We start from the raw sequence: 25,564 nt of genomic DNA, 5'->3' as shown, positions 1-25,564 counted from the left end.
GTGTTCCTTCGAGCTTCGATGCGGGCTTGCGCGCGGCAGACTTTCCCCCGCCGCCTTTGGCGGCGGGCGAGGGGATCAAGGGCGATTGGCGTAGCGCCCGCGATCGCTTTCGATCTCATCGGGTGTGAAGGCCTTGGCGTTGCTGTCGAAACCCGTCCAGCCGTCGGCCTCGTATGCGCTGCGGCGGTCTTCCAGATTGACCGAATTGGCTTGTCCGAGAATCCGCTCGGCTTGGCCAGCCAACTGATCATCGACCTTGGCTGTCACCAGCGTGCCGCCACGGCGCACACCTTCCGCATAAACATGGGCATCCCTTTCTGGGACTCCGGACTCCGTCAGTGCCCCGACGATTCCGCCGGCAGCTCCGCCGACGACAGCGCCTCCAACGGCGCCGACAGCAGTGGCGGCCAGCCAGCCGGCGGCCACCACCGGGCCGACGCCGGGAATGGCCACGATGCCGAGCCCGGCCAGCAAGCCACCCGCACCGCCGATGACGGCACCCACACCCGCGCCGCTGGCGGCATCCTCGGCGGCATTGGAGCGGTCGTCATCCCCGTCGTACCATTCGGTCGAATTGTTGGCGACGATGCTGATATCGGCGTGCGGCACTCCGCTTGCCTCCAGCTCGCCGACAGCATCGGAAGCGTCATCATAATTGTCGAAAAGTCCGGTCACGGTTTTCATGGTCAAGATCTCCAGATTTGCTGTTCAGTTGGTGCCGGCAACGACGTTGCCCTGGTAGTCGAGCGCGACGGCCGTCTTCTTGCCGTCCTTGGTCGCCTGTCCGCGCCAGATGCCCTGTTCGTCCTTGTTCAACGCGGACACATCCGAGAAGCCGGCATCCTGGATGCGGCTCTTGGCCTGATCTTCGGTGAAGCTGTTGGCGCCCGGCACCGGGGCGGACGGATCTGCCGTGTCGGTCGTGGTGACGGCAGGGGTCGTCGAACCCGTCGCGGAAGACTTGTCATCCATCGTGGAAGCGATCTTCTCGATCATGTCCTGATGCATCTTGAGCGTCGGCAAGGTCTGCTGCGCAAACGTCTTCAACTGCGCGTTGTCGCCGTCCTTGGCGTAGCCGTCGAACAGCTTCACCGCATCGGCATGGGCATCGCGCTGCATCTGCACGTAAGATTTGTCGACCGGATCCTTCGCGCTTTGCAGAGCGTCAATATCGCTCTTGTGCTTGGCGTCCGTTGCCGACGGCACCTGCAGCTTCTGCTCGCCGGCGATCGTCTCGAGTTTAGCATTGGCCGCGCCATGATCAGCGATCATCTTCTGGGCGAAGTCCTTGACGCTTTGATCCTGCGCCTTCCCTTCGGCGATCTTGCTCGATTCCACCTCGAACATCCCGCCGGACGCCGCCTTGTCGATGAAGTCCTGCGCCTTGTCCGCGGCCAGGGCAGGCATGGCAAAGGTGATTGCCGTGGCCGCGCCGAGCGCGGCCAGTAACAGCCGATTTTTCATGAATAGATCCTTGTTAGGCACACATCGTGCTGTGTGCCTAACAAGCGCCTGCAGGCTTTGTTCCGGCGGCCGAACGATTTTCCCGACGGTCCCGGATTCGGCGGGCAGCCAATATCACCGCGCGGAAACTGCAAAGCTTGCGGCAGAACCGCTGCCGCGGAGGCTCACCTTACTCGGCGAGCACCCGGGTCGACGGGAAGGCGACTTCGACCAGCGTGCCTTCGCCGGGCGTCGAATTGATGGTGAACCGGGCGCGGTTGGCTTCCACCATCGCCTTGGTCAGCGGCAGGCCAAGGCCGGTGCCGTCGCCGCGCCCGCGCTTCAGGGCGTTGATCTGCTTGAACGGCTTCAGCGCCTGCTCGATCTCGGCCTGGCTCATGCCGATGCCGGTGTCGCGCACCCGCATGACGACGTCACCCGAGGTCTCATAGGCGGTCGAGACGATCACCTGGCCGCCGGCCTGGGTGTAGCGGACGGCGTTGGACAGGATGTTGAGCGCGATCTGGCGCACGCTGCGCAAATCCGCCACCACTTCCGGCAGCAGCGAGGCGAAGCTGGAGCGGATGATGACGCGTTCGCGGTTGGCCTGTGGCTGCATCATCGCCACGGTTTCGGCCAGCGTATCGTTGAGCGACACCGCCTCATAAGCCATTTCCTGCTGGCCGGCCTCGATCTTCGAGATGTCCAGGAGATCGTTGACTAGGTCGAGCACGTGGTTGCCCGAGCGGTTGATGTCGCGCAGGTAGTCGCGGTAGCGGTCATTGGCGACCGGCCCGAACTTCTCGTCGACCATCAGCTCGGAAAAGCCGATAATGGCATTGAGCGGCGTGCGGATCTCGTGGCTGATGCGGGCGAGGAAATCGGTTTTCTGCGAGGAAGCGCGTTCGGCCACCGCACGCGCCTGGGTGAGATCCTCCTCGGCCCGCTTCCACTGTGTGATGTCGCGTACCACGGCGCAGAAGCCGCTGTCGTTGGGCAGCCGGCCGATGGTCATGAACAGGGGGATGAAGCGCCCCTGTGCTTCGCGGCCGATCACCTCGCGGCCGTCATTCAACACGCTCGCCACGCCAGGCTCCGACAGGCCGGTGAGATAGTCGCGCGCCGCGCGTTGGCTCTCGATGGCAAACAGCGAGGCGAAAGGCTTGCCGGTCACCTCGTCGCTGTCGAAACCGAACAGCGCCTCGGCTGGGCGGCTGATCGAACGGATGGTGCCGTCGCTGCCGATCAGCACGACCCCGTCGGTGGCGGTGTCGATGATGGTACGCATCTCGGCGATGCGTGCCTTGAGCTCGGAAATGTCGGGCTGCGTTGGCCCCTCGCCAATCGCGTGCGCCGCCGCGGGGGCATCATCCTCGCCGGAACGGCGAACGACCAGCATCAGCGCCCTGCCGTCGCGCCAGGGCACGGAGCGCAGGATGGCGTCGATAGGAAATTCCTGTCCGTCGCGCGTCTTCAGCCGCAGAGCCCGGTCGCTGCCGTCGAAAGCGCCGTCATCGGCATAAGGATCGGCAAACAAAGCGCCGAGGCCACCCGCTTCCTCCAGGTCCTCCAGCGTCTCGTATCCGGTCAGGTCGAGGAATTCGTCGTTGGCATAGTGCAACTGGTCGCCCGAATGGATGATCAGCGGCACGGGCAGCTTGCCGAGCAGCGATGTATCCGGCGTCTTGTTTTCGCTACCGACGGAAAAGGCCGACGGCATGAATCCTTCGGTTTTGAGTGGTGGCACTTGCAGGCGTGGCCGCTCGGCAAATGTCCCGGCCGCATCATCCGGGCCGCCGCTTCGGCCGGGGGCAGCAATCGGTTCCTCGCCGGATGCAGTCGCGTCCTCGTCGGTCCAATCCTCATTGTCTTCGGCGTCGCGTAAATCGTCCGCCGTCATGTCGTCGTCATCAGCTGGCGGTGACTTGGCGGATCCTGCCTGCGCTGGCGCCTCGCGATCCTCGGCCATCGCTTTCGTCGCGATTATCTCTTGTGCCTCGGGCGCTGTGGCCTCGTCGCTGCCGTCGGCGACATCAGCAGGCTTGTCCTCTTTATCGGCGTAGTCGAGCAGGGAGCCCGAGGCCGCCGGCGGCGAGGATTCGGAGCTCGGCGCCTGTTGTTCGACCTGGTCCGCTTGCGCACCGTCGAGCCGCGCAAGATCCCTTTGATCCTCGGCATCGCTCAGGGAGGGTTCGCCCGCGTCCGGTGCGTCTTGCGCATCAGGCGTTGGCATACCATGCGCCTGGCCGGTCGCCGGTTCCTGGCTCGAGTCTGCTGGTTTGGTATCTGGGGTGGCGATGTCCGCCGGCGGCGTCGCATCGGTCGCGGGCTTGGTCGCGTGGTGCGGCTCCGACAAAGGGCCTGTCCCGGCATCTGGGTCCGCCTGCCTTGCCGGCTCGGCCGGTTCAGCCTCCGGCGAACTTTCTTTCTTCAGCCGCTCGCCGATCTCGCGGAACGCGCTGCGTTCCAGCGTCGACAGTCCCTTGTCATTGGCCGGTTGCCGGTGTTCGGCCAGCCGGATGACCTTGTCGGCAAAGCGCCGCTCCGGTTTCGGTACGATGGTCAGCGCCGGCACTTCGCCCTTGAACGGGTCCGATACCTTCGGCCCCTCGGCCTCGGGTTGTTCAGGCGCCGTCTTCACGGCCTCGGGTTTCGGTCCCGCCGGCATTGCGCCATTGGGCACCAGTGCCATGCCGATCGCTTCCGGATCGACGACCGCATCCCCGGTTCGCGCGACGCCGAAGCCGCGAAAACCTTCGAAGGCGCGGCTGCGGCCATAGACGGGCAATGCCGCCAGGTCGACGGGTATCTTCAGGTCGGTGCCGACGACCGGCCACAGCACCGAGCGGCCGGACCAAGTGTCGCGCCGCTCCAGCAGGCCGGCGATCTCGCCGGACGCATCAAGACCGAAGGCCGCCGCGACATCCCTGAAGCGTCGACCGATCACGTCGGCTGCCGGATGGCCGACGATATCGGCGAATTCCGGCGACAGCGCGCTGAACTTGCCCTCGGCGTCGGTACGCCAGACAAAACGCAACGGTGCCGCCGAGCGGTCTATCCTGCGGGTGGCCACGGTTGCGGCCGGGGCCGTAGGCGAGATGGCCTGCTTCACGCTGTCCGCTGAAGTTTCGGGGCCAACCGCTTCGGTCCCGCCTTTCGGTTCCGGCGCGGTTGACGCGTCGTCTTCCCCAGCATGGAAATACCAATGATCGTGCTGTGCCGGCGTGCCCGCCGCCGGCTGATCATTGTCGGCGGCGACCGGTGTCGGGCCTGTCGGTTCCTCGATCTCCCGCGTTGCCTGTTCCGGCCTATCGTCAGCCACGGGCCCGGAAGGGGCGGGCGCCTGTTCGGTCTCGGCAGCGGCAGCGGGCTGTTTGGTCGCCTCCGTCCGCGAAACATCGGCCGTCGGCTGATTGTTCTGCCGAGACCCGGATTCGACCGTGGCGGTTTCCGCCGCCTCCGTTGTGCGGTCAATCTCCTTGGCAGGGCGTTCCGTTGCCGCGGACAAGCCGTCCGCCGAAGCGCCAGATGCGCTGTCCTCGAGTTGATCCTCGTCGATCACCACCAGCAGATGCCGCTCCGGCGTCAGCCGGGCGAGGCCCGCCGGGTAGGAGGTTCTGCCGCCCGGAACGAGGCGCTTGACGATGCGCTCGCCCTCGGCCGCGACGTCGGCCACCAGGGCCGCCAGTGTCGCGGGCTGGATGCCGAGTGCCGAAAATCCCTGCGAGGCGGCCTCGACATTGCCCTTGGCATCGATAAAGGCAATGAAATGGCCGTCCTCGGTAAGGCCGCTGATCGCCCGGTTGGCGATCTCGGCGGCACTGCGCGAGCCGGTCTGCGCCGCCGGCACGGCCAGCATGATGGCATGCTCGCCATCGGGCAGCGTCAGGGCACTGGCAAGAAAGCCGACGGCGCGGCTGGTCATGCCGGTCGCCAGGCGCACCGTGATCGAGCGATCGCCGCCGATCTGCGGGAAACCGCTGGTCGCCATGATCTGGCGGCGCGCGACCAGCGGCAGCCGCGCCGAGGCGCCGATGATCGCCTCGATATCGGGATAGCCGAACATGGCGGCGCCCGGCCCATTGGCCCAGATGACCTGCTCGAGGTCCACCGACAGGATCGCGATCGCGTCGCCGGCGGCAAACCGCTGGCGGACCGCGTCGAGCACGGCGACGTCGAGGAAGGAATATTCGGACGGCATGCGCTTGGCGGACCCTTACGGAGCGGCGATTTGCAGTTAACGCTTTGTTAATAAAAGCCGCAGCCACGAAGGTCCACAAGCCAGAACGTGCAAAGGCTGAATTCTGGCTGTTTGGTTAACGGCCAAAAACATTTTTTTGTGCACTGCAACAAGGATATTGCAATGCACAAAATTTGCCTTTATATTGCCATCATACATGAACGAGACGGCTTTCTGTCAAAGCCGCTGCCGCTGAAAAGGATGGAAAATGTCCAGGACCAAGACTGCCGAGACGATCGAAAGCGTTGAATTCCCGAGCTTCGACGCTTCCAAGGCCACCGACCAGATGCGCGCTTTCGCCGAAAAGGGCGTTGAGCAGTCGAAAGAGGCCTACGCCAAGCTCAAGACCGGTGCCGAGGAGACCCAGAAGGCTCTGGAGTCGACCTACGAGACCGCCAAGACTGTTTCCAGCGACCTGTCGCTCAAGACCATTGCCGCGCTGCGCGCCAATGCCGAGGCCGGCTTCTCGCATCTCGAAGCCCTGATCGGCGCCAAGTCGCTGTCGGAAGTCGTCGAGTTGCAGACCGCCTTCCTGCGCAAGCGCGTCGAACTGACCGTCGAGCAGGCCAAGGACTTCCAGGCTGTCGCCTCCAAGGCGGCCGAGGATGTCTCGAAGCCGATCAAGACCGCTTTCGAGAAGGCGATCAAGGAAATCAAGGCCGCCTAATAATTGCGCATCGTCCGCGGATGCAACAAAAGGTCGCATTTTGTCGGACAAATAGATGTGAGATAGTGACGGTCGAGCGAATACCCGGCGGGTGGAACCTCCTCCCTCCACCTCCGGGGTGACCAGCCAGCACCTCCTCCCGCTGGCTCGTAACAGGAAAAGGCCGGCACCTCCTCCCGCCGGCCTTTTTCTTTGCCCGGCGAAAGCTGCACCGCTGTGGGGAAGTGGCCTTTGCTTTGCAAAAGCCTTGAATTAGAATCCATAAGCCCGTATGGACGCATCGCCGAACGACAGAGCGGATCGCGGAGAGTGAACCTTCCACCTCGATCCTGCTACCAACGTTAAGACGTGCCGTTGTAGCTCAGATGGTTAGAGCGCCGGATTGTGGATCCGGAGGTCGCTGGTTCGATCCCAGCCAACGGTACCATCGGCTTTGCCAAGCTATTGGATCTTCTGTTTAGGGCTCCCGAGCCTAATCCTGTGCGAGCCGCGTTTTATGCCGCCGGCGCGACAGATTGGCTCGGCACGGTTTGGCAAAACTCGTACAGCGCAAAGACATCAAATTTAAATGACGGAACCTCGTTCTGGTGCGAGAATCCCGCGTTGGCTGATGCTTGCGAGGAAAGCCGTGCACGATACCCAGCACAAAAGCAAAGTCGGAACCCGGATCGAGGTCGTCGAAGGCTGCGGTGAATGGTTCGTCCGTGTGATCGGCGGCGGTGAGGAAACGACCTGCCAATTCGACCTCGAATCCTTTGCCCTGGCCTATGCCGAGGGCCAAAGGCTTCGCTTGAAGCTGGGTGGTATCAAGCGCCTTTAAACACCTGCCATGCCGATTAGGCAGGCGAGTCGGACGTAAGGCCATGTCGATAAATCCCGAACCGACAAACGTCGCGGCGTCGGTGGACGCCATCCTCGACGAGTTGCAGGACCGTCCCTTTTCGTCGATGCAAGCCGCCATAGCCATGCTGCGGGAGCGGACCGGCACAGAGCGATCGGATGCGGATCTGAAAGGCTTGATCACCAAGAAGGCTGCTGTGCGGGGCATTCAGTTTTTTGACGAGAACAGCAGCACCGCAAATTGAGCCAAGCCTGTTTATCTCGGTTCGTTGTTGATGCTCAGATAGGTGGGATCGAACTCGGCAAGCCTGGCAAGTTGGTCCCAGTCCAGAATGGTGACCACATGGTTCGTCCAGGTGATCACCTTGATCTTTTTCAAGCCCCCGATCACCCGGTTCATGTGCACGACCGACAACCCAAGCACGTCGGCCATTTCGGCCTGTGACAGCGGTAGATGGAAGCTCATGCCGTTGGTGCGTTTCACCGCCTGCAGGCGCACGAACAATTCGCACATGAGATGGGCCAGGTGCGAGGTCTTGGAACGGCGGCCCATCGCCACGATCCATTCGCGATGAATGGCGCCATCGACCAGCGTGTCCAGCCACAACAACCGGGTCAGGTGAGGGGCCTGTTCGGTAATGGCTTTCAGCTTGTTGTGATCCGCGAACATCACCCGGCAAGGCGACAGCGCGACGATGCCGTGATCCATGGTCTTGAGCAAAAAGGCGTGGAGATCGACAAAGTCGCCGGGCACCTGCAAGGACGTGAACTGCCGGCCGCCGTCCTCGAGCACCTTATAGCGTGCCGCCAAGCCATCCAGCAGCATGGTGCTATAGGTTGGCCGCGACCCCGCCTTGACCAGATCCTGCCCCTTTTCGAACTCCCGTCCGAAACAAACCGTTTCGGCCAACAAGGCCTTCTCTTCGTCCGACACTGTGTCGTGCTGGCCGAGTTGCAGATAGAGAGACTCTAACATGATGGCCTCGAAGGGATCGGGGTTGAAACGCCGATCGCCAACTGTCTCGGACGCAAGGATAGCGCTCGGACCCTAGGCCTTCGGAAGATGGCGGACACTATCATTTGACAGCCTGCGCCCATTCTGGCGCAAACGCCGGAGCCGACAGGGAACCTCCAGCGTCGCCAAGTATTTAGCACGCTAGAGATGTCCAAGGCTGCCCGAAAATGAAACGGTATCATTTCGATCTTTATAACGGCGATGGCCTCGTGCCGGACGACGATGGCCAGCCGTTCGAATCGCGAGAACAAGCGAGAGCAGAAGCCATTCGCATTTTGCAGGATGTCGCCCGTGACGAAATGCCGGATCGCGACCTGGTCAAGATCACCGTCAAGGTGCGCAATGAGACCGGTGCCCAGGTGCTCGAGGCGTCGCTTGTCCTGACCGCCTTGTGGAGCGCGTGACCCGGTCAGCGTAGGAGTCGCTCTGGAATTTGCACCACATTTTCCGATCCAGGCAGCTCGAAGGCCATGGCCAACCGACGCAAGGAGGCCATTTCCACGATCAGCTCTTCAATTGAACGGTCCGGCAAACCCGTCTTCACTTTCTGCCTTACCCTTGCTGTGAGTTCATGAACCCGGACAGGCGCGAAAAGAGCGCTGTCGTCCAGCAACCTGCTGATTTCGATCACCACATCGGCGTCAATGTCTTTCGGCAATTCCCGCATGGGCGTCACCTTTGGTCTCGAACCGGCCCGAAGCGATCAGGCATTGCGCACCAGAAGGCATGCCGGACGCGCGGATCGATCACCGGATTCATAAAACCACCCGCCCAGCGTGTCACGAAAAAACATTTGTACGAAAATAACCAAACGGCTGGCTCCCGCAATCCATGCATGAAGACCGGCACTAGGTCGCCGATTTGGCTATCGACCGCGCTTCGGTTTCGACGAAGCAATGGGCAGAAAAAGACTTCTTTTTGCGATCCGGTCCGGATGCTCTCTTGCGGACCTTAAAACACGCAAGGCTCGCTGGGAGGCGACGCCCAAACAAGAGCGGCTGCCGAAACACAGCCGGCATACGCCACTTGCATGAGGCCGATGTCGGCAACAGCCATAGGGGAACGACGACAATGAAGACATTCCGAAATTGCCTGATGGGCGCGGTCGGCGCAGGCCTGCTGGGCCTGGGGCTTGCGGCGCCAGCCAACGCAGGCGCCATTCGTCTTGGCATGACGACCTGGGTGGGCTACGGGCCGCTGTTTCTTGCCCGCGACCTTGGTTACTTCAAGGAGGCCGGCGTCGATGTCGACCTGAAGATCATAGAAGAATCAGCACTTTACATGGCGGCGGTCGCCGGCGGCGATCTCGATGGCGCCGCCTCCACCGTCGACGAGCTGATGAAGTACCGCTCCGACGATCTCTGTTTCAAATACGTCCTGGCGCTGGACGACAGCCATGGCGGTGATGGCGTCGTGACGCAGCCCGACGTCAAGGCGCTCAAGGATCTGAAGGGCCAGCAAGTGGCCTTGAACGAGGGCTCCGTTTCCGAATTCTGGTTCAACGTGCTCCTGAAAAAGGAAGGCATGACCGAGGACGACGTCACCATCACCAACATGACCGCCGATGACGCGGCGACCGCCTTCATCGCCGGCCAGGTTCCCGCCGCGGTGACCTGGGAGCCTCACCTCACCGAAGTCCGCAAGGGCGGCAAGGGCAAGGTGCTGATCGATTCCACGACCACCCCCGGCCTGATCGTCGATGTGATCGCCCTCAAATGCGATCTGATCGAAAAGCATCCCGAAGACGTGAAGGCCCTCGTCAAGGGCTATTACAAGGCGGTCGAATACATCAAGACCAATCCGGAAAAGGCCTATGAGATCATGGCCAAGGGCATTGGCGGCTATCTCGAAAAGCCCGAGGATTTCGCCGCCGGCGCCAAGGGCGTGCGCTATTACGACCGCGATCGCAACCTGGAATTCTTCGGCACGCCGCAGAAGAGCGAGGCGTCCGACCTGGTGAACTTCGCGCAGGACATCTGGGGCAAGGCCGGCAAGCTCAAGATGACGATCGACGCGAAGACAATCCTCGACACCGATTTCATCAGGGAACAGTGAGCCTTCGGGAAGCCGGGTCGGTCCGTGTGGGCCGAACCCGGTTTCCGACAGGCCAGAACTTCGCGCTTCAGAAGATCAACGGAGACCATCCCATGGCACAGAGGCGGACGGCGTGGACGCGCCTGACGACCCCATTCGCCAACATTCCCGCCAGCACGGCGACAACGCTGGCCCTGGCGATGTGGGTGGTCGTGATCGGCGGCTGGGCTTTGCTGTCCTATGGCCGCGTCGTGCCGAACATGTTCCTGCCGACGCCCGGAACCGTGCTGCAGACGACCTATCGCATGTCTTTGGACGGCAGCCTTTTCTACCACACCTTGACCAGTGCCAAGGTGGTGATCCTGGGCTTCATCGTCTCCTCGCTGATCTCGGTGCCGCTGGGACTGTGGATGGGGACCTACCGGGTGGTGCAGGCGCCGCTCGAGCCCCTGGTCAACTTCATCCGATACTTGCCCGTGACCTCGTTCGTGCCCCTGTTCATCCTCTGGATCGGCATCGGCATCGAGCAGCGCATAGCAGTGATCTTCTTCGGCACCTTCTTCCAGCAGCTCGTGATGATTTCCGACTGCGCGCGCGGCGTATCCAGGGATCTGGTCAACGCCTCCTACACCCTCGGCACGAAGCGCAGCGAAGCCGTGTGGCACGTCATTTTCCCCGCAGCGCTTCCAGCGATCCTCGACACGCTTCGCGTCACCATGGGCTGGGCCTGGACCTATCTGGTGGTGGCCGAACTCGTCGCCGCGTCGAGCGGCCTTGGCTACATCAGCCTGAAGGCGATGCGAGGTTTTCAGGTCGATGTGATCTTCATGGCGATCGCCGCCATCGGCCTTCTCGGCCTCATAACCGACACGGCGTTCCGTCTTGTCCGGGCGAGGGTCGCGCCATGGGCACCCTGATTTTGAACGCAAGCTCGCAAACCGCAGTCGGATCAAGGATGGCAATGACCGAAACCATCAAGGCGAAAAATCTGGCCGGCACGGCCTCGACGACCGGCGATCCGCGCCCGACCGGCACGACGATGGCCATCGAAGACGTGACATTGCGTTACGGCGACGCCAACGGCGTGCTGGCGCTGGACGATGTGTCGCTGGGGGTGGCAAGGAATGAATTCTGCGTCATCGTCGGCCCTTCGGGATGCGGCAAATCCAGCCTGCTCTACCTTGCGGCCGGCCTCAATGACGCGACTTCGGGCAGCATCAAGGTCGATGGCAGGGAAGTGATCGAGCCTGGCCCCGACAGAGGCATGGTGTTCCAGAGCTACACCTTGTTTCCCTGGCTCACGGTGCGCGCCAACATCGAATATGGGCCCAGGCGCAAGGGTCTGCCGGCGGGGCAGCGCAAGCAGATCGTCGACCAGTATCTCGACGAGGTCGGCCTCGCGCCCTTTGCCGACCACTACCCCGCTCAGCTTTCCGGCGGCATGAAGCAACGCGTGGCGATTGCGCGTGCCCTTGCCAACGACCCGGCCGTTCTGTTGATGGACGAGCCCTTCGGCGCCCTGGACAGCCAGACGCGCGGCACCATGCAGAAACTGCTCTTGCGCGTCTGGGAGCGGCAGCAGAAGACGGTGCTGTTTGTTACCCACGATATAGACGAGGCGCTTGTCCTGGGCGATCGCGTTCTGGTGATGACGGCCCGGCCCGGCAAGATCAAGGCCGAGATCAAGGTCGAGATCCCCAGGCCGCGCTCGATGGACGTGATCCTCGAACCCGAGTTCATCGCGCTCAAGCGCCGCATCCTCGGCCTCTTGCATGACGAGATCGACGAGGACCACTGAACCAGTCTCTCGACATGGGGCCTCTGAAAAGGCTGCAGGCTTTCAGCGCGGATGCTGGGAATTGGCCGAAGCCTCTCTGCTTCGTCATCCACGGGCGGAGCGGGAGCGAAGCGGACGCGGAGACCCGAGGATCCATTCCGTGACCTTGGCCGAGCGACGCAGCGGGGCAGAATTCTTCACCGTGGCAACGCCTCGGCGTCACGGCATGGATTCCAGGGTCTGCGCGACGGAGCTTCGCTCCTGCTCCGCCCTGGAATGACGACGTTTGGGAGGGCTTAAGACAATTCTGGACGTTTGCGACGGTTCACCAGAACAGCGATGGCCTACTTGCCACCGCGATGTGCCGAGCCGAGGATCATTTCGGAAACCTTCTGTCCGATCATCATGCTTGGCGCGTTCGTGTTGCCGCCGATCAGCTTCGGCATGACCGACGCATCCGCGACCCGGAGCCCGTCCACGCCGCGCACTTTCAGCGTCGCCGGATCAACGACCGCCATCGCGTCCGTTCCCATCTTGCAGGTCCCGACAGGGTGGTAGACGGTCAGCGCTTCGGCGCGCAGATAGGCGAGGATCTCGTCATCGCTGCGAACGTCCTTGCCAGGAAGCATTTCCTTGCCACGCACCGGATCGAACTCGGATGCGGCGAGGATTTTGCGCGCGATCTTGATGCCTTCGACAAGCACCGTGGCGTCGTCTTCATGCGTGAAGAAGCGGTGGTCGATCAGGACGTCCCGGCGGGAGCTGTCGCGTGACAGCCTGATCTCGCCCACGCTTTTCGGCCTCAGCACGCAGGTATGAATGGCATAGCCATGGCCATATTCGATGAGCCTGCCGCGGTGGCTGCGATAGCCCGGCACGAAGTGGAACTGAATGTCGGGCAGGCCGTTCGCATGCCTGGTTTTCGCAAAGCCGCCAGCCTCGACATAATTGGTGGTGAGCATGCCCTTGCGGCGCGCGAAATACTGGAACGGTGCTGCCGCGATGCGGGGCAGGTTGGCAAGCGACAGGCCGAGCGTCCTGGTGCTCCTGGAGCGCACGGTGATCATGCCGTCTATGTGGTCCTGCAGGTTCTTGCCGACGCCGGGCAGGTCGAGAACTGGCGTGATGCCGATCCGCCGCAACTCGTCCGCGGGGCCGATGCCGGACGCCATCAGGATCTTGGGCGAGTTGATGGCTCCGGCACAGAGCACGATCTCGTGGCTGGCCGAGAGCATTTTCTCCTGGCCGTCATGGCGCACGCGCAGTCCAGTCGCGCGCCCTTCGGCGATGACAAGGTCGATCACCTCGCATGCGCTGAGCAGGGTCAAGTTCTTGCGATTGAGCACCGGACGCATGAAAGCGGTGAAGCTGCTGAAGCGCTGGCCCCGGTTCTGCGTGACGTTGTAGATGCCGAGGCCGAACTGGCCCTCGGCATTGAAATCTGCGTTGGCGGGCAGGCCGGCATTTTCACCGGCCTTGACGAACATGCCCGAAAGCACGTTTGGATCGCGCGGATTGTCGACCATAAGCTCGCCGTCCGTGCCGTGGTAGCGCGGGTCCTGGGCGACCAGATTGCGCTCCAGTTTCCTGAACACGGGCAGCACGTCGCTGTAGGCCCATCCGGCGCAGCCGAGCCCGGCCCATTCGTCATAATCCTGCGCGGCGCCGCGAATATAGACCATGGAGTTGATCGAGCTCGATCCACCCAGCGCCTTGCCCCGGTTTACCGGAATGCTGCGGTTGTTGAGATGGGGCTGTGGCAGGCCGACGAAACAATAGTCGTAGTTCGGGTTGCCATAGAGCGACAGAATGCCTGCCGGCACGCTGACCCGCAGGCTGTTGTCGCTGCCGCCTGCCTCTATCAGGCACACTCTGACCGAGGGATCGGCACTCAGCCGATTGGCCACCACGCAGCCGGCCGAACCCGCGCCGACGACAATGTGATCATAGCGTTCAGCCTTCATGGCAGCCCCTCGAGAATGCCGGCGCGCGAGGCATTGCGGAACGGGCCGCCGCGGTAGCGCATCCTGTTCCGCAACCAGTTCCGTGCCGACCCATGCCCGGCTTCGCCCGCCACGCCATGCGGCGCCGCGGACCCCATCGCTGAAACTGTAGATGCGTCTGTCGGCGCGAGAAATTCGGAAATGGTTACGCGTGACTTCGGAGATTCGTTATGGGCGCCCACCGGCACGTGCTGCTACTTGTGAGCGCCAATAGCGAGACCGGATGGCGCAAGCGGTTTGTCCGGGACACGGCGAAATGGATCACGCCGGGCTGCGTCTGCCAGCCGCCGGAAATCGGCTTTCGTCCCGTGCGGCAGGAGCTGTCGGATGGTCAGGAGAGGACTGGGCATGTCGGTTGAGACGATAGACACGCTTGTTGTTGGCGGCGGCCAGGCGGGAGTGGCCATGAGCGAGCACCTGAGCAAGTGCGGGGTGCCTCATCTCGTTCTAGAACGCGGCCGCATTGCCGAGCGCTGGCGCTCGCAGCGGTGGGATTCCCTGGTCGCCAATGGCCCGGCCTGGCACGACCGCTTCCCGGGCATGGAGTTTCCGATTACGGGTCCCGATGGCTTTCCCTCCAAGGAGGAGGTTGCCGACTATTTTGTCGCTTACGCAAAGCAGATCGATGCGCCGATCCGTAGCGGCGTCGAGGTCAGGCTTGTGCAAAGAAATGTCGGCCGGCCCGGATTCCGCGTCGAGACGTCCGATGGCCTGATCGAGGCAAACAGCATCGTCGCCGCGACCGGACCCTTCCAGGTCCCCGTCATCCCGCCTCTCGTCCCCAAGGAGGCAGGCATCCTGCAAATCCATTCCAGCGCCTACCGCAATCCCGATCAGCTGCCAAAAGGCTCGGTGCTGGTGGTCGGCGCGGGATCCTCGGGCGTGCAGATCGCCGACGAACTCCAGCGCGCTGGCAAGCGCGTCTACCTCTCGGTCGGCCCGCACGATCGCCCGCCGCGGGCCTATCGCGGGCGCGACTTCTGCTGGTGGCTGGGTGTTCTCGGCAAATGGGACCTCGAAACCCCCGGACCCGGCACGGAACATGTGACGATCGCGGTGAGCGGCGCGCGCGGCGGCGAAACGATCGATTTCCGCCGTCTGGCGAAGCAAGGGCTCACCTTGGTCGGCATGACAAGGACCTATCAGGACGGGCTGATGAGCTTCGCGCCTGATCTTGCGAAGAACATTGCCCGCGGCGACGCCAATCTGATGTCGCTGCTGGACGAGGCCGACGCCTATGTGGCGCGCAACGGTCTCGACCTTCCCGAAGAGCCCGCTGCCCGACGGATCGAACCGGATCCCGAATGCATGACCAATCCGATCCGCGAACTGCACCTGGCCGAGGCGGGGATAGCGGCGATCATCTGGGCGACGGGTTTTGCCGCCGATTACAGTTGGCTGAAGGTCGATGCCTTTGACGAGAAGGGAAGGCCAAGGCACCAGCGCGGCGTCTCGACGGAACCCGGAATCTATTTCCTGGGCTTGCCCTGGCAATCGAGAAGGGGTTCCAGTTTTATCTGGGGCGTCTGGCACGACGCCAAGCACGTGGCCGACCGTATTTCGACGCAGCGCAAATATCTGGCCTACGACGCCGCCGCGAAGCGCGAGCCAGTGGACGCCTGACCAAAGCCGACGACCGCCGCGAGCCCGACCTGATGGAGACCAATATGGCGCATACGCGAATTCGCACCTTCAATACCAAGGATACCTATCCCGAGCAGAAGCTCGACAACGATCTGTGCCAGGCGGTCGTCACGCGAGGTGGCCGCACGATCTATCTGCGCGGCCAGTGCCCGCAGGATCTCGACACCGCCAAAAACATCGGCAGCCACGATCCGGTCGAGCAGACCCACAAGGTCATGCAGAACATCAAGCAGCTCATAGAGGAATGCGGCGGCACGATGGAGCATCTGGTCAAGGTGGTGATCTATCTGACAGACGTGCGCCATCGCGAAGCCGTCTACCGGACAATGGGCGAATACATCAAAGGCGTGCATCCGGTTTCGACCGGCCTTGTCGTATCGGCCCTGGCGCGGCCGGAATGGCTGGTCGAGATCGACGGCACCGCCGTAATCCCGGATGATGCACAGCCATCATCCCGGACTAGGCCATGACCTTCTCCATCGTCGCGCGGTGCCGGCGCACAGGCATGTTCGGAGTGGCGGTGTCCTCGTCGTCTCCCGCCGTCGCGGCCCGCTGCGCCTACGCGCAGGCCGGCGTCGGCGCGGTTGCCAGCCAGAACGTCACGGACCCGACGCTCGGGCCACGGGCGCTGGAGCTGATGGCGCGAGGTGCCTCCGCCGCTGAAGCCGTCGCGATTCTGAAGCGCACGGCCGCTTTCAGCGAATACCGGCAGGTGCTGGCGGTCGACGCGGCCGGCGGCAGCGCAATCCATTCGGGACCGAAAGCACTCGGCATCTGGGCCGAGGCGCGCGGCGAGGACGTCGCCTGCGGCGGCAATCTGCTTGCCAGCGACAGGGTTCCGCAAGCCATGGTCGACGCCTTTCTCGCCTCCGAAGGCGATCTCGGCGACCGGCTGATCGCCACCATGCGGGCCGCGCTCGATGCAGGCGGGGAGGCGGGACCTGTCCGCTCCGCCGGCATGAAGCTGGTGCGCGATGTTTCATGGCCGGTCGCGGACCTGCGTTGCGACTGGACCGAGGACTGCCCGATCGAGCAGTTGGCGGCGCTGTGGGAGATCTACAAGCCCCAGCTCGACGCCTATGTCACGCGCGCTCTCAATCCGTCCGGTGCGCCAAGCTATGGCGTTCCCGGTGACGAATAGTCCGACATCTGGAGCCAGCATGAGCGAACTCAGTCATAAGGATTGGATCGGCAAGGCGTCGGCGATCCGCTTTCGCGACAGGGCGTTCATCGACGGCAAGGCGGTGCCCGCCCGCTCTGGCCGGACCTTCGCCAGCATCAATCCGGCCACGGGCGCAACGCTCGCCGAGGTTGCTTCCTGCGGCGAAGAGGACATCGACCTCGCGGTCGCTGTGGCGCGGCGCAGTTTTGAGGCTGGCGTCTGGTCGCGAGCGAGCCCTCAGCATCGCAAGCAGGTGCTGCTGCGGCTGGCGGAATTGCTGCGCGAGAACCTGCAGGAGCTGGCGCTGCTGGAATCGCTGGACATGGGCAAGCTGATCAAGGACGCGGCGACAATCGACGTGCCGGGGTCGGCGGCGATCTTCCAGTGGTACGCCGAAGCGATAGACAAGGTCTATGACGAGGTGGCGCCGACGGGCCGGGGTGACCTCGCCTTGGTGCGGCGTGAGCCGCTTGGGGTCGTGGGCGCCGTTGTGCCGTGGAACTTTCCGCTCGACATGGCGACCTGGAAATGCGCGCCCGCGCTAGCCGCTGGCAATTCGGTGGTGCTGAAACCCGCCGAGCAATCGCCATTCTCGGCGCTCAGGCTGGCCGAGCTTGCCATGGAGGCGGGCCTGCCCGCCGGCGTGCTCAATGTCGTGCCCGGCCTCGGCGAGACGGCTGGCCAGGCGCTTGGCCGCCACATGGATGTGGATTGCCTCGCCTTCACGGGGTCGACCGCTGTCGGCAAGATGTTCCTGCAATATTCCGGCCAGTCGAACATGAAGCAGGTCTGGCTGGAGACCGGTGGCAAGAGCCCCAATCTGGTGTTCGCGGATTGCGGCGATCTGGATGCGGCCGCCGACATGGCCGCCTTCGGCATCTTCTTCAACCAGGGACAGGTCTGCTCGGCCAATTCCCGGCTTCTGGTGGAACGCGGCATCAAGGATGCGCTGGTCGAGAAACTGGCAGAGCGCGCAACCGCGACCCAGCCCGGCGATCCGCTCGACCCAGCATCCAGGATGGGTGCGATGGTGGACGCGCGCCACGCCGCGACCGTCATGCGTTTCATCGATGGCGGCAGGAAGTCGGCACGGCTGGTGACCGGCGGCGACCGGGTCGCCGTCGATGGGCGCGGCAGTTTCGTGCAGCCCACGATCTTCGACAACGTGTCGCCCGACGACCCGCTTGCCCGCGACGAGATCTTCGGTCCGGTTCTGTCGGTGATCGCCTTCGACACCGAAGACGAGGCGCTTCGCATCGCCAACGATAGTGTCTACGGCCTGGCTGCATCGCTGTGGACCGACAGCCTGTCGCGGGCGCATCGCCTCGCGGAAAGGCTGCGCGCGGGCACGGTTTCCGTGAATACCGTCGATGCGCTGAGCCCGATGACTCCCTTCGGCGGTTTCAAGCAGTCCGGTTTCGGGCGCGACCTGTCGCTGCACGCGCTGGACAAATACACCGCGCTGAAGACCACCTGGATCAAGTACTGAGGAGTGGCCGCGACTTGATCACCAGCCGCAAACCGGCAACATAGAACCATGCCGCTCCGCTTTACGCTCAGACAGCTCGAATATTTCGTCGCCGTTGGCGAAGCGGGTTCGATCGCCAAGGCGGCCGAGCAGGTGAATGTCTCGCCGCCGTCCATCTCGGCGTCGATCGCTCAGCTCGAAGCCGAGTTCGGTGTCCAGCTTTTCGTGCGCAAGCACTCGCATGCCCTGGCGCTCACCGCGGGCGGACGCCTGTTTCTCAAGGAAGCCGCGCGGCTGCTCAATGATGCCGACGCGCTGCACGACATTGCCGGCGACATCGCCGAAAAGGTGCGCGGACCGCTGGCGATCGGCTGCCTGCTCACTTTCGCGCAGATCGTGCTGCCGGCGCTGCGCAAGAAATTCGAGGATGCCTATCCCGATGTGCGCGTCCGGCAATTCGAACGCAACCAGGGCCAATTGTTCGAGATGCTGCAGCGTGGCGAGATAGACACCGCGCTGACTTACGATCTGGAGCTGTCGCAGGACATGACCTTCGAGCCGCTGATGCAGTTGCCGGCCTATGTGATGCTTCCGGCCGCGCATCGCCTGGCGGCGAAGGCAGGCATCACCCCCGAGGAACTGGTCGATGAGCCGATGGTGCTGCTCGATCTGCCCTACAGCCGCGAATACTTCCTGTCGGCTTTCCAGCCCAGGGGCCTGCGGCCCAAGATCGTCGAGCGCACCGGCGACATCGCCGTGATGCGCTCGATGGTTGCCAATGGCTTCGGCTACGGTATCGCCAATATGCGGCCGCTCAACACCATGTCGCCGGACGGAAAATTGCTGGTCTTCGTGCCTTTGCTGGGGGACCTCAGGCCGCTGACCATAGGCATTGCCTTGCCCAACGCCGAGCATCGCACGCTGACGGTGCAGGCCTTCATCGACCACTGCCGCCGCTTCGTCGTCGAGCAGGGTGTCTTCGGCACCGAACGCATCGTGAAGTGAGGGCTGCCATTCGCATCACGGCCAGCCGTCCGTGAGCCGTTCCAGCAATCTGTCCAGCATCCCGTCGCAACGCCGCAGCTGTTCGACGCTGACAAATTCATCCGGCTTGTGTCCCTGCGCCATCGAGCCCGGCCCGCAGACGACGGCAGGCGTGCCGAGATCGCGGCTGAACAAGCCGCCTTCCGTGCCGAACGCGACTTTCATCGTGTCGTTGGCACCAGTCAGCGATTTGACGAAAGCCACCGCCGCCGATGCGGCCGGCGTGTCGAGGCCCGGATAGGTATTGGTGATCTCGATTTCGATCGCGGCCTCGGCCGCGATCGAAGCCGCGTCCTCAGCGATGCGCGCCGCAGCAATGCGCAGCCTGTCGAGAATGCCGGCGGCATTGTCGGCGGCAACGTTGCGGATCTCGAAATCGACCTGGCACAGGTTGGGCACGATGTTGAGCGCGACGCCGGCATTGATCTTGCCGACATGCACCGTCGTGTAGGGAATGTCGTAGTCGCCGTCGCGGGCGCCGTCGCGGGCCAGCCGCTCCTGTTCGTCGCGCAAGGCGCGCACGAAATCGCAGCCGAGATGGATGGCATTGAGCGCCAGTGGGGCGAGCGCCGAATGGCCTTCGCGTCCCCTGCAGATGGCGCGAGCGGCAAGCTTGCCCTTGTGCCCGGTCGCCACCTGCATGTTGGTTGGCTCGCCGACGATGCACAGCAGCGGGCGTTGCGGCGCCGCGCTCAGCATTTCGATCAGGTCGCGCACGCCCAGGCAGCCGACTTCCTCGTCATAGGAGAGCGCCAGATGCAGCGGCGTCCGAAGCGCCATCTTGGAGGCCTTGACGCAGGCCGCGAGCGCGCAGGCCACAAAACCCTTCATGTCCGCAGCGCCGCGTCCATAAAGCTTGCCGTCATGCTCGGTCATTTCGAACGGCGGCAGCGTCCAGTTCTGGCCGTCGACGGGAACGACGTCGGTGTGGCCCGACAGCATGACACCGGGCCGGTCGGCCGGGCCGATGGTGGCAAAGAGGTTGGCCTTGTGTCCGTCCGCGCTGCGGACGATCTGGCAGGCAACGCCGTTCGCTTCGAGCAAGTCGGTCACATAGCCGATCAGGTCGAGGTTCGAGTCGCGGCTCACCGTCGGGAATGCAATCAGCCTTTCGAGTATCCTGATACTGTCCATGTTCCAGTCTCGCTGTGAGGTCCTGGCTGTCTAGCACCATGCCGCCAATGCCCTGAAGTCGCATTTCGCTCAGCCCCGGTTCAACACAGACTAATCCGCGCCGGCGCGCGCGATTAGGCGCGTCCTAATCGGCGCAGAAGAAATCCGTAGTTTTCCCGCGCCGGCTCCAATCTATGAGTAGTCTCGGCGGGACCGGCAGTGCCGGGCCGGCACGGAGGAAGCACCATGCGCGACCAACGCTACGACATCCTGTTCGAGCCGATGAAGATAGGTCCGGTAACGGCCAAGAACCGTTTCTATCAGGTTCCGCATTGTAATGGCGGCGGCTATCGAGATCCGTCGGCCGCGGCCGAGATGCGCCGCATCAAGTCGGAAGGCGGATGGGGCGTCATCTTCACCGAGCAGACGGAGATGCACCACACTTCCGAGATCACGCCCTTCATCGAATTGCGGCTATGGGACGACGCCGACATTCCGGCCTTGGCCAAGATGGCGAGAGCCATGCACGAGCACGGCGCGCTGGCCGGCATCCAGCTCGCCTATTCCGGGATCAACGGTCCCAACCTCTACACCAAGGAGGTGCCGCGAGGGCCGTCGGCCCTGCCGATCCGCACCTTCACCAACGATCCGGTGCAGGCACGCGCCATGGACAAGCAGGACATCCGCGACCTGCGTCGCTGGCACCGCAATGCCTTCAAACGCGCGAAGCAGGCGGGTTTCGACCTGGTGTGCCTCTATGGCGCGCACGGTTTCGGCATCATCCAGCATTTCCTGTCGACGGCCACCAACCAGCGCGGCGACGAATATGGCGGCTCGCTGGAAAACCGTTCGCGGCTGATGCGCGAGCTGATCGAGGAAGGGCGCGACGCGATCGGCGACACCTGCGGCCTGACGCTCAGGCTGTCGCTGGACGAGATGATCGGCGAGCTCGGCTTTGCCAATTCGGAAGTCCGCGACATGATCGAGATGCATGCCGACCTGCCCGATCTGTGGGATCTCGCGCACGGCGCCTGGGAGGATTGCTCCGGCCCGTCGCGCTTCAAGGAAGAGGCGGCGCAGGAAAACCTGGTGTCGGGCATCAAGAAGCTGACCTCGAAGCCGGTCGTCGGCGTCGGCCGCTTCACCTCGCCCGACGTGATGGTGAGAATGATCAGGTCAGGCACGCTCGACTTCATCGGTTGCGCCCGCCCGTCGATCGCCGATCCCTTCCTGCCGAGGAAGGTCGAGGAGGGCCGCATCGAGGACATCCGCGAATGCATTGGCTGCAACATCTGCATCACCGGCGACATGACCATGTCGATCTCGCGCTGCACGCAAAACCCGACCTTCATGGAGGAATGGCGCAAGGGTTGGCATCCGGAGCGCATGCAGGCCAAGGGCGACAGCGACAGCGTGCTGATCGTCGGCGCCGGGCCTGCCGGACTGGAGGCCGCGCGTGCGCTCGGCATGCGCGGCTACAAGGTGGCCATCGCGGAAGCAGGTACCGAGCTTGGCGGGCGCGTGGCGCGCGAAAGCAAACTTCCAGGCCTGTCCGCCTGGGGCAGGGTGCGCGACTATCGGCAGCATCAGCTCGGCCAGATGCCTGATGTCGACATCTATTTCGAAAGCCGGCTGACGGCGGATGACATCCTGTCCTTCGGCTTCCAGAACGTCGCCATCGCCACCGGATCGACCTGGCGCCGCGATGGCGTCGCGCGTGCCCATGTCGTGCCGATGCCGATCGACGCCGCGATGTCGGTTCATACGCCCGATGATCTGATGGCCGGCAAGGTACCAGGCGGCAAGGTCGTGCTGTTCGACGACGACCACTACTACATGGGCGGCGTACTCGCCGAGCTGATGGCCCGTCAGGGAACGAAGGTGACCTTGGTGACGCCATCGGCCTATGTCTCGGACTGGACCCGCAACACGCTGGAGCAGGGGGCCATCCACCGCCGCCTGGCGGAGCTCGGGGTCGATATCGTGCTCAACAGGAGCGTCGTGAGTGTCGCTTCAGGCGGTGTCGTGACGGCTTGCGTCTACACCGGCGCAACGCAGAATCTGGCGGCGGACGCCGTCGTCCTGGTCACCTCTCGCAATCAGGACGACGCCGTTTGGCGCGATCTCAAGGTCCGGGAAAACGAGTGGGCCGACAATGGCATCCGTTCGGTCAAGGTCATCGGCGACGCCGAAGCACCGGGGCCCATCGCATGGGCAACCTATGCCGGCCACCGCTTCGCCCGCGAGCTGGACGAACCCGACATCGGCGACGCATTGCCGTTTCGGCGGGAAGTCACGGCGCTGGCGGCGGGATAGATCGTAAGGCACGGATCGCAGGAGCGTCGCGCTGCTTGATCGCGCGGCAGATATCAGACCGCCCGTCCTTCCTTGTCGAAGAAATGCAGATGTCCGGGTTCGGCCCGCAGGCCGACCTCGGCGCCGGTTTCGGGCGCCGGTCCTTGATTGTGGATGACGAGGCAGGTCTGGCCCCCATCCAGCGCGACATGGAGCAGCGTGACGGCGCCGGTATATTCCGCCAGCCCTACCTTGCCGCGCAACGTGCTGTTCGAGGGCTGGCCCAGCGACAGGTGCTCGGGTCGAATGCCGACCGACGTGGCCGTCGCGGGGACCGACGCGCCAAGCGCGATCGGCTGTCCGTCGGCAAGTGGCAGAATGTTCATCTTGGGGCTGCCGATGAACTGAGCGACGAAGATGGTCCGCGGGCTGTCGTAGAGGTCGCGGGGCGAGCCGACCTGTTCGATCCTGCCGTCGCGCAACACCACGATCTTGTCGGCAAGCGTCATGGCCTCGATCTGGTCGTGGGTCACATAGATCATCGTCGTCGACAGGCGTTGGTGCAACGCCGCGATCTCGGAGCGCATGTGGACACGCAGTTCGGCATCGAGGTTCGAGAGCGGCTCGTCGAAAAGGAAGACGTCCGGATTGCCGACGATGGCCCGGCCGATGGCCACGCGCTGGCGCTGTCCGCCCGACAACTGACGCGGGAAACGGTCGAGCAACGGTTCGAGCTTCAGCGTCGCGGCGGCTTCAGAGACGCGGCGGGCGCGTTCACTGGCCGGCACTTTGCGGACCTTGAGACCGAAACCCATGTTGTCGCGGACCGTCAGGTGCGGATAGAGCGCGTAGGACTGGAACACCATGGCCACGCCGCGCCTGGCCGCCGGCACCTCGTTGACCAGGCGGCCGCCAATGTGGAGTTCGCCGTCGCTGATATGCTCAAGGCCGGAGATCAGCCGCAGCAGCGTCGACTTCCCGCATCCCGACGGACCGACGAAGACCACGAACTCGCCATCCTCGATCTCGAGGTCGACGCCGCGGATGACCTCGACAGTACCGAAATTCTTGCGGATGTCCTTGAGCAGAACCTTTGTCATGACGTCCCTTATCCCTTGACGCCGGAGAGGGCGAAGCTCTCGATGATCTGGCGCTGGGCGATCAGATAGATGATGAGGATGGGAACCACCGCCAGGCTCGTCGCCGCCAGTTGCAGGTTCCACAGGGGCAGGCCGTAGCTGTCGTTGAAATTGGACAGCGCCAGCGGCAGCGTGAACTTCTCCAGCGAGCTGAGGAAGATCAGCGGTTCGAGGAACAGGTTCCACGAATGCAGGAAAGTGATGATCGCGACCGCGGCAAGCGCCGGCCGCGACATGGGCAGCGCGATCTTCAACCAGACGCCGAAGCGCGATAGTCCATCCATCTTGCCGGCATCCTCGAGTTCCTTGGGCAGCGCCAGGAAGAACTGGCGCATCAGGAACGTCGCCACCACGCCCTGCGGGCCGAAGACCGGCAGCAGGACGAGCGGCCAGTGCGTGTCGATCAGGCCCATGGCGCGGATCAGGAAGAAGTTCGGGATGATGGTGACCTCCTCCGGCACCATCAGCGCCATCACCAGGAACAGCATCAAAAGACCCGCACCCGCAAAACGGATGCGCGCCAGCGCATAGCCTGCCAGCGAGGCGATGAACAGGGTCAGCACCGTCACCGTCGCGGCAATGTAGAGCGAGTTGAAATACTGCCGCGCGAAGGGCTGATAGGTGAACACTTCGACAAAATTCTCGAAGCGCCAGATGCGCGGGATCAAGGTCGGCGTGCCGAAGATTTCGGTGGTGCTCTTGAAGCCACCGGAAATCATCCACAGGAACGGGAACACGAAGGGCACCGCCAGCAGCAGCAGGGCCACGGTCCAGCAGATACGATAGAGGATCTCGGTCCGGCGCGCGGTCACTCCATATCCCTCCGCCGCAGCATCACCTGCACCAGGGTCAGCGCCATGACGATGACGAACATGATCAGCGCCAGTGCGGCCGCGTAGCCGACGTTGAAGAATTTGAAGCCCTGCTGGTAGATGTAGAACGCCAGTACCAGCGTGCCGTTTTCCGGGCCGCCGCCGGTCATCTGGTAGATGTGGTCGAACACCTTGAACGACCCGATCGTCGTCAGAACCATGATGACGAGCGTCGTTGGCGCAAGCAGCGGCCAGGTGATCATGCGGAAGACCTGCCAGCGCGAAGCGCCTTCCAGCGTCGCCGCTTCCTCGTAGTCGCGCGGTATCGACTGCAGCGCCGCGATGTAGAGGATCATGTTGAGCCCGACCATCTTGATGACGCGGGTGACGATGACCGCCGCCATCGCCCAGTTGGGCTCGCGCAGCCAGTTCGGACCGTTTATGCCGATCCAGGCCAGCATCTGGTTCACGGCGCCGCCTTCACCTTGCAGCATGAATTTCCAGACGATCGCCCAGGCAATCGCCGACGTGACCACCGGCGCGAAGAATACCGTGCGAAAGAAGACGACGCCGAAGAACGGCCGCGACAGCGCCAGCGCAAGCGAGAGCGCCAGTGCCATGTTCAGGGGCACGAGCCCCAGCGCGAAGATCACGGAATTGCGCACGACATGCCAGAAGTCGGGATTCTCCAGCAGGACGTTGTGGAAATTGCGGAGCCCGACGAACGTCGCCTGCTGGCTGAGCAGGTTCCACTCGGTCGTCGAATAGTAGAAAATGGCGACCAGCGGGCCGAGGAAGAAGATCAGGAAGCCGATCAGTGTCGGGCTGACGAACAGCCACGCTTCAAGCATTTCCCTGGTCTTCAAGG

23 protein-coding genes and 1 tRNA gene are annotated in these 25,564 nt (G+C 63.4%); 14 read left to right on the top strand and 10 right to left on the bottom strand.

Annotation, left to right across the window (positions count from 1 at the left end; translation table 11 throughout):
* Nucleotides 1–75: 75 nt before the first annotated feature.
* From EN861_RS01040 to EN861_RS01030, 3 genes are all read right to left on the bottom strand, one after another.
* Complete coding sequence (locus EN861_RS01040) at nt 76–684, bottom strand: general stress protein (RefSeq protein WP_127870863.1); 609 nt, start codon at nt 682–684, stop codon at nt 76–78.
* Between the two features lie 24 nt (nt 685–708).
* Nucleotides 709–1,464 carry a DUF4142 domain-containing protein gene (locus EN861_RS01035; RefSeq protein WP_135861891.1) on the bottom strand — a complete coding sequence of 252 codons (756 nt, stop codon included), beginning with the start codon at nt 1,462–1,464 and terminating at the stop codon, nt 709–711.
* Nucleotides 1,465–1,633: 169 nt separating this feature from the next.
* A complete protein-coding gene (locus EN861_RS01030; protein ID WP_135861889.1) occupies nt 1,634–5,644 on the bottom strand; it encodes a PAS domain S-box protein in 4,011 nt (1,336 codons plus the stop codon).
* A 247-nt stretch (nt 5,645–5,891) separates the two neighbouring features.
* On the opposite strand from EN861_RS01030, the gene EN861_RS01025 reads away from it, so the two are divergent.
* From EN861_RS01025 to EN861_RS01010, 4 genes are all read left to right on the top strand, one after another.
* Complete coding sequence (locus tag EN861_RS01025) at nt 5,892–6,350, top strand: phasin (RefSeq protein WP_127870866.1); 459 nt, start codon at nt 5,892–5,894, stop codon at nt 6,348–6,350.
* 350 nt (nt 6,351–6,700) lie between these two features.
* Nucleotides 6,701–6,777, top strand: a tRNA-His gene (locus EN861_RS01020).
* 201 nt (nt 6,778–6,978) lie between these two features.
* On the top strand, nt 6,979–7,170 hold the full coding sequence (locus EN861_RS01015; protein WP_245464296.1) for a hypothetical protein: 192 nt from the start codon (nt 6,979–6,981) through the stop codon (nt 7,168–7,170).
* Between the two features lie 43 nt (nt 7,171–7,213).
* A complete protein-coding gene (locus tag EN861_RS01010; protein WP_127870867.1) occupies nt 7,214–7,435 on the top strand; it encodes a hypothetical protein in 222 nt (73 codons plus the stop codon).
* 11 nt (nt 7,436–7,446) lie between these two features.
* Here the strand turns inward: EN861_RS01010 and EN861_RS01005 are convergent, their stop codons facing one another.
* Nucleotides 7,447–8,166, bottom strand: coding sequence for a Crp/Fnr family transcriptional regulator (locus EN861_RS01005; RefSeq protein WP_127276932.1), 720 nt, complete (start codon nt 8,164–8,166; stop codon nt 7,447–7,449).
* A gap of 206 nt (nt 8,167–8,372) precedes the next feature.
* Between EN861_RS01005 and EN861_RS01000 the strand changes: the two genes are divergently transcribed.
* On the top strand, nt 8,373–8,609 hold the full coding sequence (locus EN861_RS01000; RefSeq protein WP_127276934.1) for a hypothetical protein: 237 nt from the start codon (nt 8,373–8,375) through the stop codon (nt 8,607–8,609).
* 5 nt (nt 8,610–8,614) lie between these two features.
* Here the strand turns inward: EN861_RS01000 and EN861_RS00995 are convergent, their stop codons facing one another.
* Nucleotides 8,615–8,872, bottom strand: a complete 258-nt coding sequence (locus tag EN861_RS00995) for a hypothetical protein (protein WP_127276936.1) — start codon at nt 8,870–8,872, stop codon at nt 8,615–8,617.
* A gap of 404 nt (nt 8,873–9,276) precedes the next feature.
* Between EN861_RS00995 and EN861_RS00990 the strand changes: the two genes are divergently transcribed.
* The 3 genes from EN861_RS00990 to EN861_RS00980 all read left to right on the top strand — a co-directional run bounded on the left by EN861_RS00990 (nt 9,277) and on the right by EN861_RS00980 (nt 12,037).
* The gene (locus EN861_RS00990) at nt 9,277–10,260 is read left to right on the top strand and encodes an ABC transporter substrate-binding protein (protein WP_127870868.1); all 984 of its coding nucleotides are present in this window, start codon (nt 9,277–9,279) and stop codon (nt 10,258–10,260) included.
* 92 nt (nt 10,261–10,352) lie between these two features.
* The gene (locus EN861_RS00985) at nt 10,353–11,156 is read left to right on the top strand and encodes an ABC transporter permease (RefSeq protein ID WP_127870869.1); all 804 of its coding nucleotides are present in this window, start codon (nt 10,353–10,355) and stop codon (nt 11,154–11,156) included.
* Between the two features lie 122 nt (nt 11,157–11,278).
* Nucleotides 11,279–12,037, top strand: a complete 759-nt coding sequence (locus tag EN861_RS00980) for an ABC transporter ATP-binding protein (protein WP_245511674.1) — start codon at nt 11,279–11,281, stop codon at nt 12,035–12,037.
* A gap of 323 nt (nt 12,038–12,360) precedes the next feature.
* On the opposite strand, the gene EN861_RS00975 is transcribed toward EN861_RS00980, so the two are convergent.
* Nucleotides 12,361–13,980 carry a GMC family oxidoreductase N-terminal domain-containing protein gene (locus EN861_RS00975; RefSeq protein ID WP_135861887.1) on the bottom strand — a complete coding sequence of 540 codons (1,620 nt, stop codon included), beginning with the start codon at nt 13,978–13,980 and terminating at the stop codon, nt 12,361–12,363.
* Nucleotides 13,981–14,367: 387 nt separating this feature from the next.
* Here EN861_RS00975 and EN861_RS00970 point away from each other — a divergent pair, with 387 nt between their 5' ends.
* Genes EN861_RS00970 through EN861_RS00950 form a run of 5 tightly spaced genes read left to right on the top strand, consistent with a single transcriptional unit; the run spans nt 14,368 to nt 19,298 of the window.
* Entirely contained in the window at nt 14,368–15,642 is a 1,275-nt protein-coding gene (locus tag EN861_RS00970; RefSeq protein ID WP_135861884.1) for an NAD(P)/FAD-dependent oxidoreductase, read from the top strand.
* Between the two features lie 44 nt (nt 15,643–15,686).
* Complete coding sequence (locus EN861_RS00965) at nt 15,687–16,133, top strand: RidA family protein (protein ID WP_127870873.1); 447 nt, start codon at nt 15,687–15,689, stop codon at nt 16,131–16,133.
* Entirely contained in the window at nt 16,130–16,804 is a 675-nt protein-coding gene (locus EN861_RS00960; protein ID WP_127870874.1) for a DUF1028 domain-containing protein, read from the top strand. Before EN861_RS00965 ends, EN861_RS00960 begins: the two co-directional genes overlap by 4 nt.
* 19 nt (nt 16,805–16,823) lie before the next feature.
* Nucleotides 16,824–18,314, top strand: a complete 1,491-nt coding sequence (locus EN861_RS00955; RefSeq protein WP_127870875.1) for an aldehyde dehydrogenase — start codon at nt 16,824–16,826, stop codon at nt 18,312–18,314.
* Nucleotides 18,315–18,362: 48 nt separating this feature from the next.
* Nucleotides 18,363–19,298, top strand: coding sequence for a LysR family transcriptional regulator (locus EN861_RS00950; protein WP_135861883.1), 936 nt, complete (start codon nt 18,363–18,365; stop codon nt 19,296–19,298).
* Nucleotides 19,299–19,313: 15 nt separating this feature from the next.
* Here the strand turns inward: EN861_RS00950 and argE are convergent, their stop codons facing one another.
* The gene (argE, locus tag EN861_RS00945; RefSeq protein WP_127870876.1) at nt 19,314–20,471 is read right to left on the bottom strand and encodes an acetylornithine deacetylase; all 1,158 of its coding nucleotides are present in this window, start codon (nt 20,469–20,471) and stop codon (nt 19,314–19,316) included.
* Between the two features lie 225 nt (nt 20,472–20,696).
* On the opposite strand from argE, the gene EN861_RS00940 reads away from it, so the two are divergent.
* Nucleotides 20,697–22,766, top strand: a complete 2,070-nt coding sequence (locus EN861_RS00940) for an FAD-dependent oxidoreductase (protein WP_135861881.1) — start codon at nt 20,697–20,699, stop codon at nt 22,764–22,766.
* 53 nt (nt 22,767–22,819) lie between these two features.
* On the opposite strand, the gene EN861_RS00935 is transcribed toward EN861_RS00940, so the two are convergent.
* The 3 genes from EN861_RS00935 to EN861_RS00925 are packed head-to-tail and all read right to left on the bottom strand — an operon-like array spanning nt 22,820 to nt 25,547.
* Nucleotides 22,820–23,845, bottom strand: coding sequence for an ABC transporter ATP-binding protein (locus EN861_RS00935; RefSeq protein WP_135861879.1), 1,026 nt, complete (start codon nt 23,843–23,845; stop codon nt 22,820–22,822).
* A gap of 8 nt (nt 23,846–23,853) precedes the next feature.
* The gene (locus EN861_RS00930) at nt 23,854–24,696 is read right to left on the bottom strand and encodes a carbohydrate ABC transporter permease (RefSeq protein ID WP_135861877.1); all 843 of its coding nucleotides are present in this window, start codon (nt 24,694–24,696) and stop codon (nt 23,854–23,856) included.
* Nucleotides 24,693–25,547: a sugar ABC transporter permease gene (locus EN861_RS00925; RefSeq protein WP_127275847.1), complete on the bottom strand. Its 855-nt coding sequence runs from the start codon at nt 25,545–25,547 to the stop codon at nt 24,693–24,695. The genes EN861_RS00930 and EN861_RS00925 overlap by 4 nt, the downstream gene beginning before the upstream one ends.
* Between the last annotated feature and the right edge of the window lie 17 nt (nt 25,548–25,564).

The sequence above is a fragment of the Mesorhizobium sp. M8A.F.Ca.ET.218.01.1.1 genome, assembly GCF_004791165.1.
Classification (GTDB): Bacteria; Pseudomonadota; Alphaproteobacteria; order Rhizobiales; family Rhizobiaceae; genus Mesorhizobium.
This window is presented reverse-complemented; position numbering and strand designations above follow the sequence as displayed.